Here is a 15,742-nt window from a genome sequence, read left to right on the forward strand (position 1 = left end):
GCCGTCGTCCCCCCGATCCCCAGATCCGTCGATCCGATGAGTCGACCAACAAGCAGCACTTTAAGGCGTGTTGCGGAGGGCGTGATCAGGGGGCCCGAGGTGGCGGCCTCTCAGAGACGCGTGTGCCGGTCGATCTCAGCGAGCACCGTCTCCACGTGGGGGCGTACCCGCGTCTTCAACTCCTGGCTCCAGTGCTCGTCGCAGTACAGGCAGTTGAGATACAACTCCCTGGCGTGTTCCAGGACGGGGCGCTGGTCCAGGGGAAGCCGGGCGAGGGCCCAGTCGGCCGCCTGGTCCTTCGACCTGATCTCACCGGTGGCGAGCGTCGTCCAGATACGTGCCAGGGTCAGCACGACGTTGCGGGTGTCACCGTCAAGGTTGTCGAGCAGGCCGGGGATGCCCGCCACGCCGGCCCTGGCCAGGTCCCCGGACGGCACGCGGTCCAGGACCTCGGCCGGGGGCGGTCCGGTCAGTGGGTGGTTGCCGGCCAGCACCATCGTGAGGAGAAGCGCCAGGTCCGGCATCGGCTCCGGCCGAGGGGGCCCGCTCGCCTCGAACTCGTCGCGCAGCCACTCGCCGTAGAGGAAGTCGGCGGTCGGCGGGTACCGCCACGGGCGGACCTCCGACTGAACGGTGACCGTGAGCTCGACCGGACGGGCCTCGCCGGTGGAACCGGAACCGGAGATGCGCGACAGCCCGTGGAGAAGAGCCCGTCGTTCCCGGCCGTTCATGCTGCGCCGAGAGACGACCAGGACGTCCACGTCGCTGGCCGGTCTGAGACCGCCGAGCACGGAGGAGCCGTGAAGGTAGGTTCCGATGACGGTGCGCCCCAGCACGTCGTCGACCAGCCTTGCGATCTCCCGAATCTGGTCCATCGCAGCAGCATGCCCCCCGGCCCGTGCGGACGCACCCTCATTTCTGGGAGTTCGTGCTACGGCCTCAGTGTCCGAGAACGCTCCCCACCGCTGGTCACTGTCCGGTGGTACGCCTTGTTGGCGATGCGCCACCCGCCCTCGGCCTGGACCAGCAGGAAGACGTCGGTGAAGGTGTCCGGGCCGTGCCGGAGGGTCATGGACGCGGTGGCGACGGTGCCGTGGACGTCGATGGTGTCGATGTGGCGCATGCGGGTCGGTTCGTCCCTGGCCGGGCGGCCGTTGAAGAGCGCGCAGTACTCGTCCAGGCGCCATGACACGAACGCGCCGTCCCGGATGCCCTCGATGTGGGCGGTGGGCAGGAACGCGTCTCGGAAGTGGGTGGGATCGCCGGTGGCGTGGCCGCGGATGTAGGAGCGCAGGGGTTCGAGCACGGCATCGTCCACGGCGGGAACCGTGGCGGCTACGGCGATGTCGGCCTCCGGATCGGCAGAGGTGGCGGCCAGGTCGGCCGCGCTGCGCAGGGGGCTGTTCGACGCGGCGGCCAGCAGCGCCATGTCCTTGGCCAGCGCGCCGATCGTGAACTCGGCCGGGGCCGCGGTCGTGGTCGACCGGTCGGCGAGGAGCGTCCGCTTGCGGGTGACGAGCCCGCCGAGTTGGCCGAGTTCGAGGACGTCCAGTACCTGAGGACGGGGCAGGTCCAGGGCGTCGGCCTGCCGCAGTGAGTCGCGCAGCGCGAGGACGGCGCCGGCGAGGCTGCTGTTGGCGACCAGCTTGAGCGCCGCGGCGGTGGCCGCGTCGTCGACGGGCCGCACGGTGCCGAGCGCTCGCAGTACCGGTTCGACTCGGTCGAGCGCGTCCCGGTCGCCGGCGGCGAGGATCTGCAGGGTGCCCGCGGCTACGGCCGGTACGGAGCCGAGTACGGGCGCGTGGACGTAGGACGGGCCGAGGTGCCGGGCCAGGGTCGAGGCCTCGGCGGGGGCGATGGTGCTGGTGTTCAGCACGATCGTGTCCGGTCGCAGCGAGGGGCGGATGCGGTCGACGACCTGCCGACAGGCCCGGCCGTCGAACAGTGCCAGGACTGTGATGTCCGCCTTCACCACGGCGTCGTTCGGGTCGCGGGTCGTCTCGACGGCGCCCGCGACGTGACGACCGGACCGTGTCCAGCCGACGACGTCCCAGTCCTGGTCGGCGAGTCGGGTCGCGATCGCGGCGCCCATGCGGCCCAGGCCGAGCACGGCGACGGTGTGCGGTGTGGTCATGCGTCCGAGCGTGGGGCACCGGGAAGGTTGCGACAAGCGCAGATGTGGAAGGGCTGCTCTGCGGGATCCGCATATCGGTGGCATGCTTCCGGGCCATGGCGCTCACTTCATGGCGGACCTTCGTGACGGTGTGCCGGCTCGGGTCGTTGTCGGCGGCGGCCGACGAACTCGGCTACACGCAGTCGGCCGTCTCCCGGCAGATCGCCGGGCTGGAGCGCGAGCTCGGGGTGCCACTGGTGGAGCGGCATGCGCGTGGTGTGCGTCCGACGCCTGTCGGAGAGGTGTTCCGCCGTCACGCAGCGGCCGCGCTCACCGAGGCCGACCGGGCGGTTCGTGCCGTACGGGACCTGCGTGACGGTGCGCCGGCCCGGCCACTGGCCGTCGGTGCGACGCCGTCCCTGGCCGCCGGGATCGTGCCCGCGGCGATACGCCGTCTGCTCGACACGGACGGATCCGTCCGGTGGAGCCTGTCGCCCGGACTGAGCCTGGAGCTGTACGACCGTGTGGTCTCCGGTGACCTGGACGTCGCCGTGGTCACCGACGCGCCACCGGGGCTGCCCAACGACCCGCGTCTCGAACGACGGTTCCTGGGGACGGACGAGATGGTCGTCGTGCTTCCCGTCGACCACCCGCTGGCCGGGGGCGCCCCAGTGCGCATTCAGGCGCTGGCCGAGCAGACGTGGGCGGAGGACAACGAGGGCTCGGCGGCGCTGCTCCGCCAGCACGCCGCCCGCGCCGGAGTGACCGCCCGCATCGACCTCGCCGCGGCCGATCTGCCCGGCAAGTTGGCGCTGGTCGCTACCGGCCACGCCATCGCGCTGATACCGGGGGTGCTGGCCGGCGCGCTGCGGACCGATGTCACCGCGGTGGCCCTCGTGGATCCCCCGACCCGCGGCATCTACACGATCACTCCGCGCCGCGACCCGCACCCTTGTTCCGCGCCTCTGCTGGACCAGCTCGTGACAGCCTTCAACGCGGGTCGTCCCGCCCAAGCCGCGCACCGGCCGGCTGAGACGGATGCCCGCGACGGGGACTGAATCCGCTCGCTTCCGGCCTGCTCAGACGGATTCGGCGGGTGCGGCGGGTGCGGCGGGTGCGGCAGGCTTCGCCACCCCATGGCACTCCCCGTACGCCTGCCCCGACCCGCACCAGCACAGCGCCCCCCGCTGCGGGGGCCAGGTGACCGCGCGGCCCCGGGCCGCCAGGGTCGTCGCGTACTGGGGCAGCAGGGCCGGGTCGGACGGGGAGGCGGCCTCCGAGGCGGCGAAGGCCTCGTAGGAGGGGACCGTGCCCGTGACGATGCCCAGGTTGGGGGTGCCGGAGGAGGACAGTTCGCGCAGAGACGCCTCTATCGTCGCCAAGTGGGTCTCGTGGGAGGGGTATTCGGACGTGAGGCCGGCGTAGGCCGTGAGGAGTTCGGAGAGTTCTTCCGCCGGCCAGTGCAGGACCGCCACCGGGAAGGGGCGGGAGAGGGCCGCGCGGTAGGCGCCGAGTTCGGCGCGAAGCCGGGTGATCTCCGCTTGCAGTTCGGCCGGGTTCTCCGAGCCGAGGGACCAGACGCGTTTCGGGTCGTGGAGTTCGTCCAGGGGGACCGGGGAGGCGTGGAGGGTGTCGGCCAGCATGTCCCAGTCGTCGTGGACAGTGCCCAGCATGCGGCGGACGCGGTGACGGCCGAAGAGGAGGGGGTGGGTGGCGTGTGGGGGCTCCTGGGCTTCCGCGAGAAGCAGTTCCACGCCCTGGGTGAACGTCTCATGCGCTGCTTCGAGTTCGTCGTGGGCCTCCAGGGACTCCGCGACGATCACCCAGGGGGCCGGGTCGCGGGGCGCGGTGGCACGGACGCCCTCGATGATCGCTCTCGCCTCCGCCTCGTGGCCGTACTCCCAGAGGTTGGCGGCTTTCAGGGCCCGGACCAGGTGGGGGTTCTCCAGGTCGGCGGGGGAGGACAGCAGCCGGTCGTAGAGGGTCGTCGCGGCGGGGCGGTCGCCGGACAGTTCCCGGTGGGCCGCGGCCTGGAGGAGGAGGGCCTCGGCGTCCTCGGGGTACAGATCGGCGGTCCGCTCGAGGCGGTCCGCTTCGGTGGCGTGGTCGGCGTCTTCGGCGGGCGTGGCGGGGCGCATGGGGGACACCGTACTGCCGGAGGGTGACAAACGTGAGGTATCTGCAGGCCAGGGGATCCAGGGGATCCAGGGGACCTCGCCCCAGGGCCCAGCCCTCGTCCGTGCGCCCCGCACCCTCACCCCCGCTCCGGCGTCCTCACCCCCGCCCCGCCCCCGCACTCTCATCCCCGCTCCCGCGACACCCCCACGCTCACCGCGCCCACCAGCGCCAGCCCCGCCGACACCGCCATCGCGACGTCGGCGCCCCGTGCCAGGCTGCCCGTCGACGTCGCGAGGGCGATGGTCAGGGCGACGCCGGCGCAGGAGCCGATGTAGCGGAGGGTTTGCTGGGCGCCGGAGCCCATCGCCGCGCGGTCCGGCGGGACCGACTCCACCGACAGCAGGGGCAGCGCGGCGTTCAGCAGGCCGCTGCCCACGCCGCTCACCAGCAGGCCCGGCAGCATGCGGAGCCAGGAGCCGGAGCCGATCGCACCGAGCATCGTGAGGACGCCGGCCGCGTGGAGGACGAAGCCCAGGACCAGTTGCCGGCGCGGCGTCACCCGCCCCGCCAGGCGCTTGGCCTGGAGGGCCACCGTGAAGCCCGTGCCGGACCACAGCAGCAACAGCCAGGCGGTGGTCATCGGCGACATTGCCAGCGTCTGCTGGAGCAGGGCCGGCAGGAAGCTGAAGAGGCCGATCACTGCCAGGCCGGTGAACAGGCCGCCCGCCGAGGAGGCCAGGAAGCGGGGGCGGCGCAGCAGGGACAGGTCGATCATCGGTGTGCGGGTACGGCGCTCCAGCAGCGCGAAGACCCCGAGCAGCGTCACGGCCGCCGCGAGCAGCAGTCCCACGGGCGCCCGCAGCCAGCCGTCCCGGCCCAGGGTCAGCGCGGCCACCAGGGCCACCAGGGCCAGCCCGAAGGTCAGCGCGCCGAGGACGTCCGGCCGGCCGCCCCTCGGCGCGCGGGACTCCGAGAGGGCGCGGGTGCCGAGAGCGGCCGCGACCAGGGCGGTGGCGCCCAGGACGGCGTAGGCCGCCCGCCAGTTCGGCAGGGCGCCCGTGACCAGCGGGCCGACCGCTATGCCGCCGCTCACGAAGGCGCCCCAGACGCCGGTCGCGTGGAGCCGCCCGCGGGGGGTGGGAAAGGCGTGCACGAGCAGGCCCAGGCTGCTGGCCAGCAGGGCCGCGCTGGCCGCGCCCTGCGCGATACGGGCCAGCGTGAACTGCCAGGTCGTCGACGCCAGGGCGCCCAGCAGGGTGGTCAGGCCCAGGGTGAGGGTGCCGGCGAGGAAGACGCGGCGGCGCCCGTAGTCGTCGGCCAGGCTGCCGGCGATCAGGAGGAGGGCGGCCAGGCCCAGCGGGGTGCCGTTGAGCAGCCATGCCTGGGCGGAGAGGGGGGTGTGCAGGGCGGCTGCGGTGCCGGGGAGGGTGATGATCGGTGCCGTGTACGTCATCAGGGCCACGGTGGTGGCCGCGCTGGTCACGGCCAGGGTGGCCCGGGGGTGCGGGGGCCCGTCCCGGCGCCTGGGGCGTGGGGCGGCGGTGCGGGTGGTGACCGCTGCGGTGGAAGTCGTGGGGGAGTTCAGCCCGGTCATGGGCCCGTCCTTCCGGGGGCTGGGCGGAGAAGAGGCTCACGCAGGTTCGGTCATTGAACCGACCTGCTCGTGAACCGTAACACCCTCAGTTCGCTCATTGAACCAAGTCCTCGGAAAGTGGCTACAGTGGACGGCATGGCACTGGGCAAGGACTACGCGACGCAGGAGTGCTCGATCGCCCGCGCGCTGGAGATCATCGGGGAGCGCTGGACGCTGCTGGTCGTCCGCGACGCGCTGTACGGCGTCCGGCGCTACAACGACTTCCTGGTCCACCTCGGCATCCCCCGCGCGGTCCTCGCCGCCCGCCTCCAGACGCTGACGGCGGAGGGGATCCTGGAGAAGCGGCGGTACCAGGACTCGCCGCCCCGGTACGAGTACGTCGTCACCGAGCGCGGGATCGCGTTGTGGCCGACCCTGCGGGCGCTCGGCCTGTGGGGGCGCGAGCACTTCACCGAGGTCCGGCTGCGCTACTTCCGGCACGCGGAGTGCGGCACCGAACTCGGGCCGTACGGCGAGTGCCCCTCCTGCGCGACCGTCGTACCGGTCGAGGACGTCCTCATGGAACCGGGACCCGGACTCGACACGGACCCGGCGGATCCGGTCAGCCGGGCACTGCTCAAGCCGAGGCGGCTGCTGCAACCCCTCGAGATCGATCCTGTATAACGGCCTCTACGCCGCTATGGTGAGCCGGAGGCCGCCCGCCGCCCGCCGCCTGCCGTCCGTCGGCAACCGGCAGCCGGCACCAGAGCACCGCAACGCACGCGCACGGGGAGGGAGTCGACGTGATCCGCAGTCGCGTCGCCACGCGCCCCGCCGCCGTGCCGCTGCTCCTGTCCCTCCTCCTTCCCCTTCTGCTGCTTCCGGTCGTCCTGTTCGACGCCGGCGGTCTGTCCGGGACCGTGGCCATCGCGCTCGCCGCGACCGCGGCGGCCGGTTCCGCGCTCGTCGCCTGTGCGGTGCTCGCCTCCCGCTGCGCTCCCGCCGTGCCGCCCACCAGGGTGCGTACGGCCATCCGGGACCGGGACCGCCGTACGGCCTTCCTGCCGCAGCGTGATCCCGACGCCGCGGGCCGGCCGCGGCCCCGGGCACCCGGGCGCGCCCTTCCGGCGACCACCGTGTAGGGCACCGCACACCTCACCTCGTGACCTTGCGCGGGTCGTCATGCCGTCATCCCCGTACGCCATTCCCGTACGCCTGGCACGACGAGACCTCCGGAGGGCTCACCCATGTCCGTTTTCGCCGTCCTGGTCGAGCGGTTCGCCGACCTGCTCCAGCCGCTGTTCCACGCCTCCGCGGCCGCCGCCGCGATCGTCCTGTTCACCGCGCTCGTACGACTCCTCCTCCACCCCCTGTCCCGGGCCGCCGCGCGCGGGCAGAAGGCGCGGGCCGCGTTGCAGCCGCGGATCGGCGAGCTGCGGAAGAAGTACCGGAAGGACCCCGAGAAGCTGCAAAAAGCCGTGCTGGAGCTGCACGCCGAGGAGAAGGTGTCGCCGCTGTCGGGCTGCCTGCCCAGCCTGCTGCAGATGCCCGCCTTCTTCCTGCTGTACCACCTGTTCTCGACGCCGGCCGCGGACGGCGACGGGCTGCTCGGCCACCGGCTGCTTGCCGCGCCGCTCGGCGGGCGGTGGGCCGACGCCCTGGCCGGGGACGGCGTGTTCGGGGCGGCCGGGGCGGTGTATCTGGCGCTGTTCGCGGTGGTGGCCGTCATCGCCGCGTTCAACTTCCTGCGGACGAAGAAGTCCCTGGTCACGACCGATATGGCAGGGATGAGCGGCGGCGCCGCGGGCGCGGTCGGCAAGGCCATGCCGTACATGTCCTTCTTCACGCTGGTCACCGTGGCGGTGGTGCCGCTGGCCGCCGCGCTGTACGTGGTGACCAGCACGGCGTGGAGCGCGGTCGAGCGGGTCCTGCTATACCGGTGAGCGCGCGGGCGCGGCCGTCCTCCGCGGCGAACCTACGGTCCAGTACGTGAACGCGCTCTTGCGGAGTGGAGGTTGACCTTGGACGATCGACCAGTCCTCCGATGGTTGCGTCTGCCGCACCCAGGTCGCCTTCATCGGCCGGGCGCCCGCGATCGAGGGAGTTGACACATGAAGCTGCTGCGAGTCGGTACGGCGGGTGCGGAGCGGCCCGCGCTGCTGGACGCGGCCGGGGTCCTGCGGGACCTGTCGGGCATCGTCCCGGACATCGACGGCGCTCTGCTCGCCGACGACGCGGCACTCGGCCGGATCCGGGACGCCGCCGCCGCGGGGGAACTGCCCGCGCTGGACGGGGAAGGGTCGGACGCGGCCGCGTCGCGGATCGGGCCGCCGCTCGCGCGGATCGGCAAGATCGTGTGCATCGGGCTGAACTACCACGACCACGCACGCGAGACCGGCGCCGAGCCGCCCGCCGAGCCGGTGATCTTCCTCAAGGCGCCGGACACCGTGGTCGGGCCGGACGACACCGTGCTCGTGCCGCGCGGCGCCGCCAAGACCGACTGGGAGGTGGAGCTGGCAGTCGTCATCGGCCGTACGGCCCGCTATCTGGAGTCCCATGAGGAGGCGCTCGCGCACGTCGCCGGGTACGCGGTGGCGCACGACGTCTCCGAGCGGGAGTTCCAGATCGAGCGCGGCGGGACCTGGGACAAGGGCAAGAACTGCGAGACGTTCAACCCGCTCGGGCCCTGGCTGGTCACCGCCGACGAGGTCCCCGACCCGCAGGCGCTGCCGCTGCGCCTGTGGGTCAACGGCGAGCTGAAGCAGAACGGGTCGACTGCGGACCAGATCTTCCCCGTCGCCGAAGTCGTGCGCTACGCCAGCCAGTTCATGACCCTGTACCCCGGTGACGTCATCAACACCGGTACGCCGGCCGGGGTGGCCCTGGGCCGGCCCGAGCCGAAGCCGTACCTGCGGTCCGGGGACGTGGTCGAGCTGGAGATCGAGGGGCTGGGCCGGCAGCGGCAGGAGTTCAAGGACGCGTAGGCGCTCCGCCGGCGGGCCGGGAGGCCGCGGGCGGTTTCGAGTCCGCGGCGCCGTCGTGGCTCCCCGTGGCTGCGCGGGGGAGCCGCATAGTGCCACAGCCCCGCGCCCGCGCGGCGGAGCCGCTTTCTGTCACAGCCCCGCGCCTCTTGACCCGGTCCGCTCACGCCAGCAGGGAGGCCAGCCTGCGCCACTCCTCCCGCGGCAGGGCGTCGCGCGGGCCGTCGGCGACCACCTGGAGTGCCACGTGGTCGGCGCCCGCCGCGTGGAACGCCTCGATCCGCTCCCGGATCCGGGACTCCTCGCCCCAGGCGAACACCGCGTCGATCAGACGGTCGCTGCCGCCGCCGGCGACGTCGGAGTCGGTGAAGCCCAGGCGCAGGAAGTTGTCGGTGTAGTTCGGCAGCTCCAGATAGGGGGCGAGGTACCCGCGGGCCACGGTGCGGGCGCGGGCCGGGTCGGTCTCCAGGACGACCTTGAACTCCGGTGCCAGCAGCGTCGCCTTGCCCAGGATCTCGCGGGCCTGCGCGGTGTGGTCCGGCGTGACCAGGTACGGGATCGCGCCGGCCGCCCGGTCCCGGGCGAGCCGCAGCATTTTGGGGCCGAGGGCGGCCAGGACCCGGCGCCCGGCGGGCACGCCGCCCTCGCCGGACCGGTCGAGATCGTCGAGCCGGTCCAGGTAGCCGACCATCGTCGAGTACGGCTTCCGGTACCGCTGCACACGCGGACCGTGGCTCACTCCTAGGCCGAGCACGAAGCGGCCGGGGTGGGCGGACTCCAGCGCGGTGAACTCCGCCGCGGTCTCGGCGGCGTCCTGCTGCCAGACGCTCTGGATGCTGGTGGCGACGACGATCCGCCCGGTCGCCTCGATCAGCGGGGCGGCGTTGCGGGCGGTGCTGTTGCCGCCCAGCCAGACGGCTCCGTAGCCGAGTTCCTCCAACTCGGCGGAAGCCTCGGCGAGTTCGGTGCGCCGGGCCGCGTTCTCCGAGCGGAGTCCGATGCTCCAGATGCCGTACCGGCCGATGGTCTCCGGCAAGGGGCGCGCGGGGCCCGTGGTGTCGCTCATCGGTTCCGATCCCTCCGGACGGGGGTTGCTGTGCCTTGATCGTCACGCGTCCGGCACATCCCCACCGGAGGACGTCCCGGGACGGTCCCCGGCTTCCCCCGAGAGCACCAACCTCGATCTTGCGTGACCCTTCGAGTCCCCCGCCTGGCTGTTCGAACCGCTGTGCACGGTGGTTCTGGCCGGTGGCTCCCGGCTACGCGTTCAGGAACCGCTCCAGTGCCTCCACCACCATCCGGTGGTCCTCGAGTTGGGGCAGGCCGGAGACCGTCACCGTGCCGATCACGCCCGCGCCGTCGACGTGGAGCGGGAACGAGCCGCCGTGGGCCGCGTACAGGTCCGGGTCCAGGCGGGAGGAGGTCTCGAAGGTCGTGCCCTTGGCGCGGAAGCGGGCGCCGACCAGGTAGGAGGCGCAGCCGTAGCGCTCCACCACGCGGCGTTTGCGGGCGATCCAGGCGTCGTTGTCGGGGGTCGAGCCGGGCAGGGCCGCGTGGAAGAGCTGCTGGCCCGCGCGGTGGATGTCGACGGCGACCGGGGCCCGGCGCTCCCGTGCCAGTTCCACCAGCAGCGAGCCCAGCGCCCAGGCGTCGTCGTATGTGAAGCGGGGGAGCACCAGACGGCGTTCCTGCGCCTCCAGTTCCTCGATGCTCGGGGCGGTCTCGGGGGTCGGGCGCACGTCGTTCGTCACAGCCGCACCGCCACGCCGTCGCGGGCCGAGCGGCGGGCCGCCTCCAGGACGTCGAGGGCGTCGGCTGCCTCCCGGGCGGTCACCGGGTTCGGGGCGCCGTCGCGGAGGGCGGCGGTCACGGCCGCGTAGTACGCCGGGTAGTCGCCGGGCAGGGTCGGTACGGGGCGGCCGCCGCCGGTCAGCGGGGACTCGCCGGAGCCGATGCGGCCCCACAGGGCGTCGTCCTCGGCGCCCCAGCCCTCGGTGTCAGGGCGCGTGCCTTCCCGCAGCGCGGCCTCCTGCGGGTCCAGGCCGTACTTCACATAGCCCGCCTGGGAGCCCAGCACCCGGAAGCGGGGGCCGAGTTGGGCGGCCGTCGCGGAGACGTGGAGGTGGGAGCGGACGCCGTTGGCGTGGGTGAGCGCGATGAAGGTGTCGTCGTCCGCCTCGGCGCCGGCGCGGCGCACCACCGCCTCGGCGTACACCTGGGTGGCCGGGCCGAACAGGACCAGGGCCTGGTCGACCACGTGGCTGCCGAGGTCGTACAGCAGGCCTCCGATCTCCGCGGGGTCGCCGGACTCGCGCCAGCCGCCCTTCGGCTGCGGACGCCAGCGCTCGAAACGGGACTCGAAGCGCCATACGTCGCCCAGTTCGCCCTCGGCGATCAGCCGGCGCAGGGTGAGGAAGTCGTTGTCCCAGCGGCGGTTCTGGAAGACGGACAGGAGCAGTCCGCGCTCGTCGGCCAGGGCGGCGAGGTCACGGGCCTCGGCCGCCGTTCCGGCGATCGGCTTGTCCACGACCACCGGCAGGCCCGCCTTCAGGGCGGCCGTGGCGAGCGGGACGTGCGTCTTGTTCGGGGAGGCGAGGACGACCAGGTCCAGCTCGCCGGCGAGGGCGAACAGCTCGTCGGGGCCGGCGGCGAGGCGGACGTCCGGGAACTCCGCACGGGCCTGTTCCTGCCGCTGCGGGTTCGAGGTGACGACCGTGTCCAGGGTCAGGCCCTCTGTCGTGGCGATCAGCGGGGCGTGGAAGACGGAGCCGGCGAGGCCGTAGCCGACGAGGCCGACGCGCAGGGGGGTGCCAGTCATGGCCTCTACTTTCGCAACGCTGTTGCCGAAGTGCAAGCGCGGGGGAGAATGGCGGGGTGAACAGTGGGAAGGGCGGAGCGGACGCGGTGACGGTCTCGGGAGTGACGGGCAGGGGGACGGCGGGCGCGAACCTTCTGGCCCTGCGCAGCCACAACACCGCGCTGGTGCTCGACCTGCTGCGCGGGGCGGGCGCGGCGGGGAGCAGCCGGCTGGAACTCGCCGAGCGGACCGGGCTGACCCCGCAGGCGGTCAGCAAGATCACGGCGCGGCTGCGCCGGCAGGGCCTCGCGGCGGAGGCGGGACGGCGGGCGTCCACGGGGGGCAAGCCCCGCATGGTGCTGCGACTGGTGCCGGAGGCGGGACACGCGGTCGGAGTCCACGTCGACCGGGACGAACTCCGTGTGGTCGTCGTCGACCTGAACGGCACCGCGACCGGCGAACGCCGCCGCCCACTGGACCTCGGCGCGGGCGCGGAATCCGTCGTGGCGACGGTGGCCCACGAGGTGGAGAGCCTGGTGGGGGAGGTGCTGGGGGGTGGTGCGGCCCGTGTCGGAGTACCCCAGACCGGGGTGGCTCGGGCTGCCGCGTGGGCTGGGGCGGCCGATGCTGAGGGGTCGGAGGTTGGCGGGGCTCAGGCGGGGGCCGTGGGGGCCGGGGTGTCGCAGGCCGAGGTGCGCGAGGCTGGAGGGGGCCAGACCGGCGCCGCGCAGGGCGGGCCCAAGGCCGGGGAGTCCGAGGCGGAAGTGGACCGGGCCGGGGCGTCGCAAGCCGGAGTGACCCAGGACGGAGGGGCCGAGAGCGGAGGGGCCGGGACCGGAGGAGTCCGGATCGACGCTGGTCGGGCCGGAGTGACCCAGGCGGAGGCGGCGCGCGCCGAAGGGACCCGGCCCCGGCTTTCCGGTGTTCCGTCGCTCGTCGGGGTCGGGGTGGCCTTGCCCGGGCCGCTTGATCATCGGTGGGGGGTGCTGCATCGGGTGACCGGGTTTCCGGAGTGGGACGGGTTCCCGTTGCGGGACGCGCTCGCGCGGCGGCTCGGGGTGCCTGTCGTGGTCGACAAGGACACGAACGCGGCGGCGCTGGGGCTCGCGGTCGCGGGCGAGGGCCGTTCGTTCGCGTACCTCCACCTCGGTACCGGTCTCGGGGCCGGGCTGATGATCGGCGGGAGCGTGCACCGGGGGGCGCGGACCGGGGCGGGGGAGTTCGGGCACCAGGTGATCCAGTTGGACGGGCCGTTGTGCGGGTGCGGGGACCGGGGATGTGTCGAGGCGCTGTGCCTGGCGGCCGTGGACCGGGGAGAGGTCGCGGAGGCGGCGCGGGTGCTGGGGGCCGGGGCCGCGAACCTCGTGGGCCTGCTGGACATCGAGTTGGTGCTGCTCGGCGGTCGTACGGTCGCGGCGGCGCCCGAGGTGTTCGTGGCGGGCGTGGCCGAGGTGCTCGCGGCGCGGGCCCGGCGGGAGGGGGCGCCGGGTGACGTGGTGCCGGTCCGGATCGCGCCGGGAGGGGAGCGGGGGGTCGCGGAGGGCGCGGCGCAGTTGCTGCTCGCGCCGATGTTCGGGCGGGGGGACGGTTGAGGGGTGCCCGGCGTCGTGGTGCCGCACCCGTCAGGTGATCATCTCCGATGTCGTGGCCGGCGAGGTCGCCGCGACGGCCGCTGTGGTGCAGCGGCACGACAACGACGAGGACCGGGTCGGCCGGTCCGACGACCGCCCGTTTCGCATCGACACGGACCCCGAAGCCGCCGACACCGCCCCGCGCCCCCGAGGCCGCCCGGCGGCCGCCATGCCCTCGACGGTCGCCTCTTCCCGTGCCGGCGAACTCTGAGCACCGCGGGTCCCGCGCCGCTCACCGCGGGTCCCGCGCCGCTCACCGCGGAGGCCTTGTCCGCCGTCGTGGAGGACAGCTCGATCAGCGGGCGCGCCAGGCCGCCGAGCGCCGCGTCCAGCACCTGCCGGGTGCCGGAGCCCTGCGCAGGGCCCGCACGGGCCCGGTCGCCCCGCGAGGAGTGGGTACGGTCGCCGTCGCGCTGCTCGCCCTCGGCGGGACGCTGACCCGAAGGCGCCGCTGAGGCCGGCGGGTGGATCTGCGACGATCTTCGCGTGGACTACCCCAACGACCAGGCTCCCGGCGCCCCGGTGCGCTCCGGCATCCCGGAGCACGGCCGGATCCCCAAGTACTACGCGGTGAAGGCGAGGATCGACGACCTCATCGGCGAACTGGGGGAGGACCGGCCGATCCCGACCGAGCGCGACCTGTCCGAGGAGTACGGGGTCGCCCGCGAGACCGTGCGGCAGGCGGTGCGCGAGCTGATCCTGGAGGGCAAGCTGCGGCGCCGGGGCCGCGGCACGGTCGTCGCGGGCCCCAAGCTGGAGCAGCCGCTGTCCCTGGTCAGCTACACCGAAGGCGTACGGCGGCAGGGCCGCACCCCCGGACGCTCCCTCGTCACCCTGGACCGCTTCCCCTGCCCGGACCCCCTCGCCGCCGAGACGGGACTCACCCGCGGCGAACCCGTCTGGCACCTGGAGCGCGTGCTCCTCGCGGACGACGAGCGGGTCGGCCTGGAGAGCACCTACGTGGCGGTGGCCCGGGTACCGCACCTGGACACCGGCTTCGACCCCGACTCCTCCTTCTACGCCTACCTCCAAGGGCTGGGCATCGCCTTCGGCGACGCCGACGAGCGCATCGAGACGGTGCTCGCCACCCCGCGTGAGGCCCTGCTCATCGGCACCCCGCCCGCGGTGCCCATGCTGCTGATCCACCGCGTCTCACGGGATACGGACGGGCGCCCGCTGGAGCGGGTGCGGAGCCTGTACCGAGGGGACCGGTTCTCCTTCACCACCCATCTGCGCGGCTGACGACACCACCCACCCGCGCATGACGAAAAGGGCGCCAAACAGGCGCCTTTTTTATCACGAGAAGATAACGGGTCTAGCCCAAACTTGACGGCTCGTTCAACCTCCCGTTGTCGGCAGGACCCTTTCGGTTCCCTGTCCGGGAGGAACGTGGTCGTCGTGAGAGTGACAGTCGTAGGAGCCGGCGTGGTGGGCACCATGCACGCCTGGCAAGCAGTGGAACGCGGCCACGAGGTCGTACAGATCGAGCGAGAGGCCGAGGCCCGCGGCGCCTCGCTGCGCAACTTCGGGCAGATATGGGTCAGCGGCCGCGCGGTCGGTGAGGAACTCGACACCGCCCTGCGCGCCCGGGAGCTGTGGGAGGAGATCGGCGGCCGCGTGCCCGCGCTGGGCTTCCGCGCCAACGGCTCCCTGACTCCCGTGCGCGGCGACCTCGAACGTGCCGTCGCCGAGGCCGCCGTGGCCCGCCCGGACGCCGCCGTCCGCGGTCGCAAGCTGCTGACCCCGGCCGAGGCCCGCGCCCTCAACCCCGCCCTGCGCGGCGAGTTCGACGCGGCCCTGTACTGCGAGCGCGACGCGGCCGTCGAGCCGCGCACCGCCCAGCTGGCCCTGCGCGCCGAACTGCTCAAGCACCCGAACTACACCTTCCTGCCCGGGCGCGAGGTCCGGGAGGTCGTCGGCGAGGGCGCCGTCCGCGACGACCACGGCGACGTCCACACCGGTGACGTGGTGGTGCTGTGCACGGGAGCCTGGCTCGGCGGACTCGTACGGGAACTCGCCGGCCCCGGCCTGCCGGTCCGCCGCGTCCGGCTGCAGATGATGCAGACCGACCCGCTGGGTGAGCCGCTGCCGACCTCGGTCGCGGACGCCGACAGCTTCCGGTACTACCCGGCCTACGCGTCCGAGGCCCTGGACGAGCTCAACGCGAGCCGGCCGCAGGCCGAGATCGCCGCCGCCCACCGGATGCAGCTGCTCATGGTGCAGCGCGCCGACGGCGGACTCACGATCGGCGACACCCACGAGTACGAGCACCCCTTCGCCTTCGACACCGTCGAGGACCCGTACGACCACCTCACCCGTGTCGTCGAATCCCTCCTCGGCCGTCCGCTGCCGAAGGTCCGGCGCCGCTGGGCCGGCGTGTACGCGCAGTGCACCGACCCCGGCCGGGTCGTGCACCGGCAGCAGGTCCGCGACGGGGTGTGGCTGGTCACCGGGCCCGGCGGGCGCGGCATGACCTGCTCACCCGCGATCGCCGAGCAAACCGCGAACGAACTGGGCTGGTGAGGAACC

General features: G+C 73.4%; 16 protein-coding genes and 1 pseudogene. 9 read left to right on the forward strand and 8 right to left on the reverse strand.

Annotated features, from left to right (window positions below; all coding sequences use genetic code 11):
* Window positions 1-110: 110 nt before the first annotated feature.
* Together ACWEK3_RS02415 and ACWEK3_RS02420 are read right to left on the reverse strand one after the other, a co-directional pair.
* The gene (locus tag ACWEK3_RS02415) at window positions 111-875 is read right to left on the reverse strand and encodes an aminoglycoside adenylyltransferase domain-containing protein (RefSeq protein WP_450543720.1); all 765 of its coding nucleotides are present in this window, start codon (window positions 873-875) and stop codon (window positions 111-113) included.
* A 56-nt stretch (window positions 876-931) separates the two neighbouring features.
* A complete protein-coding gene (locus ACWEK3_RS02420) occupies window positions 932-2,134 on the reverse strand; it encodes a nuclear transport factor 2 family protein (protein WP_453248701.1) in 1,203 nt (400 codons plus the stop codon).
* 95 nt (window positions 2,135-2,229) lie between these two features.
* Between ACWEK3_RS02420 and ACWEK3_RS02425 the strand changes: the two genes are divergently transcribed.
* Window positions 2,230-3,171 (forward strand): LysR family transcriptional regulator, encoded by a 942-nt coding sequence (locus ACWEK3_RS02425; RefSeq protein WP_453248702.1) that lies wholly within the window; start codon window positions 2,230-2,232, stop codon window positions 3,169-3,171.
* Window positions 3,172-3,192: 21 nt separating this feature from the next.
* On the opposite strand, the gene ACWEK3_RS02430 is transcribed toward ACWEK3_RS02425, so the two are convergent.
* Window positions 3,193-4,251, reverse strand: coding sequence for an SEC-C domain-containing protein (locus ACWEK3_RS02430; protein WP_453248703.1), 1,059 nt, complete (start codon window positions 4,249-4,251; stop codon window positions 3,193-3,195).
* A 161-nt stretch (window positions 4,252-4,412) separates the two neighbouring features.
* Complete coding sequence (locus ACWEK3_RS02435; protein ID WP_453248704.1) at window positions 4,413-5,825, reverse strand: MFS transporter; 1,413 nt, start codon at window positions 5,823-5,825, stop codon at window positions 4,413-4,415.
* 135 nt (window positions 5,826-5,960) lie between these two features.
* Between ACWEK3_RS02435 and ACWEK3_RS02440 the strand changes: the two genes are divergently transcribed.
* The 4 genes from ACWEK3_RS02440 (at window position 5,961) to ACWEK3_RS02455 (ending at window position 8,788) form a co-directional block, all read left to right on the forward strand.
* A complete protein-coding gene (locus ACWEK3_RS02440; protein ID WP_225078576.1) occupies window positions 5,961-6,488 on the forward strand; it encodes a winged helix-turn-helix transcriptional regulator in 528 nt (175 codons plus the stop codon).
* A 119-nt stretch (window positions 6,489-6,607) separates the two neighbouring features.
* Window positions 6,608-6,946, forward strand: a complete 339-nt coding sequence (locus tag ACWEK3_RS02445) for a DUF6412 domain-containing protein (RefSeq protein ID WP_453248705.1) — start codon at window positions 6,608-6,610, stop codon at window positions 6,944-6,946.
* A 105-nt stretch (window positions 6,947-7,051) separates the two neighbouring features.
* Window positions 7,052-7,747, forward strand: a complete 696-nt coding sequence (locus tag ACWEK3_RS02450) for a YidC/Oxa1 family membrane protein insertase (protein ID WP_453248706.1) — start codon at window positions 7,052-7,054, stop codon at window positions 7,745-7,747.
* A gap of 168 nt (window positions 7,748-7,915) precedes the next feature.
* Window positions 7,916-8,788 (forward strand): fumarylacetoacetate hydrolase family protein, encoded by an 873-nt coding sequence (locus ACWEK3_RS02455; protein WP_450543732.1) that lies wholly within the window; start codon window positions 7,916-7,918, stop codon window positions 8,786-8,788.
* 160 nt (window positions 8,789-8,948) lie between these two features.
* Here the strand turns inward: ACWEK3_RS02455 and ACWEK3_RS02460 are convergent, their stop codons facing one another.
* The 3 genes from ACWEK3_RS02460 to ACWEK3_RS02470 form a co-directional block, all read right to left on the reverse strand.
* Complete coding sequence (locus ACWEK3_RS02460; RefSeq protein ID WP_450543734.1) at window positions 8,949-9,851, reverse strand: LLM class F420-dependent oxidoreductase; 903 nt, start codon at window positions 9,849-9,851, stop codon at window positions 8,949-8,951.
* A gap of 193 nt (window positions 9,852-10,044) precedes the next feature.
* A complete protein-coding gene (locus tag ACWEK3_RS02465) occupies window positions 10,045-10,536 on the reverse strand; it encodes a heme-degrading domain-containing protein (protein ID WP_450543736.1) in 492 nt (163 codons plus the stop codon).
* The gene (locus tag ACWEK3_RS02470; RefSeq protein WP_450543738.1) at window positions 10,533-11,603 is read right to left on the reverse strand and encodes a Gfo/Idh/MocA family oxidoreductase; all 1,071 of its coding nucleotides are present in this window, start codon (window positions 11,601-11,603) and stop codon (window positions 10,533-10,535) included. Before ACWEK3_RS02470 ends, ACWEK3_RS02465 begins: the two co-directional genes overlap by 4 nt.
* 56 nt (window positions 11,604-11,659) lie before the next feature.
* Between ACWEK3_RS02470 and ACWEK3_RS02475 the strand changes: the two genes are divergently transcribed.
* Window positions 11,660-13,174, forward strand: a complete 1,515-nt coding sequence (locus ACWEK3_RS02475) for an ROK family protein (RefSeq protein ID WP_453248707.1) — start codon at window positions 11,660-11,662, stop codon at window positions 13,172-13,174.
* A 34-nt stretch (window positions 13,175-13,208) separates the two neighbouring features.
* Window positions 13,209-13,424 (forward strand): hypothetical protein, encoded by a 216-nt coding sequence (locus tag ACWEK3_RS02480; protein ID WP_453248708.1) that lies wholly within the window; start codon window positions 13,209-13,211, stop codon window positions 13,422-13,424.
* 22 nt (window positions 13,425-13,446) lie between these two features.
* Here the strand turns inward: ACWEK3_RS02480 and ACWEK3_RS02485 are convergent.
* A pseudogene (locus ACWEK3_RS02485) lies at window positions 13,447-13,569 on the reverse strand (LysR family transcriptional regulator); the annotation flags it as partial.
* Window positions 13,570-13,699: 130 nt separating this feature from the next.
* Between ACWEK3_RS02485 and ACWEK3_RS02490 the strand changes: the two are divergent.
* Both ACWEK3_RS02490 and ACWEK3_RS02495 read left to right on the forward strand, forming a co-directional pair.
* Window positions 13,700-14,455, forward strand: a complete 756-nt coding sequence (locus tag ACWEK3_RS02490; RefSeq protein ID WP_365420788.1) for a GntR family transcriptional regulator — start codon at window positions 13,700-13,702, stop codon at window positions 14,453-14,455.
* A gap of 156 nt (window positions 14,456-14,611) precedes the next feature.
* The gene (locus ACWEK3_RS02495; RefSeq protein ID WP_388723537.1) at window positions 14,612-15,736 is read left to right on the forward strand and encodes a TIGR03364 family FAD-dependent oxidoreductase; all 1,125 of its coding nucleotides are present in this window, start codon (window positions 14,612-14,614) and stop codon (window positions 15,734-15,736) included.
* Window positions 15,737-15,742: the final 6 nt, after the last annotated feature.

This window comes from Streptomyces sp. NPDC004721 (genome assembly GCF_053601495.1).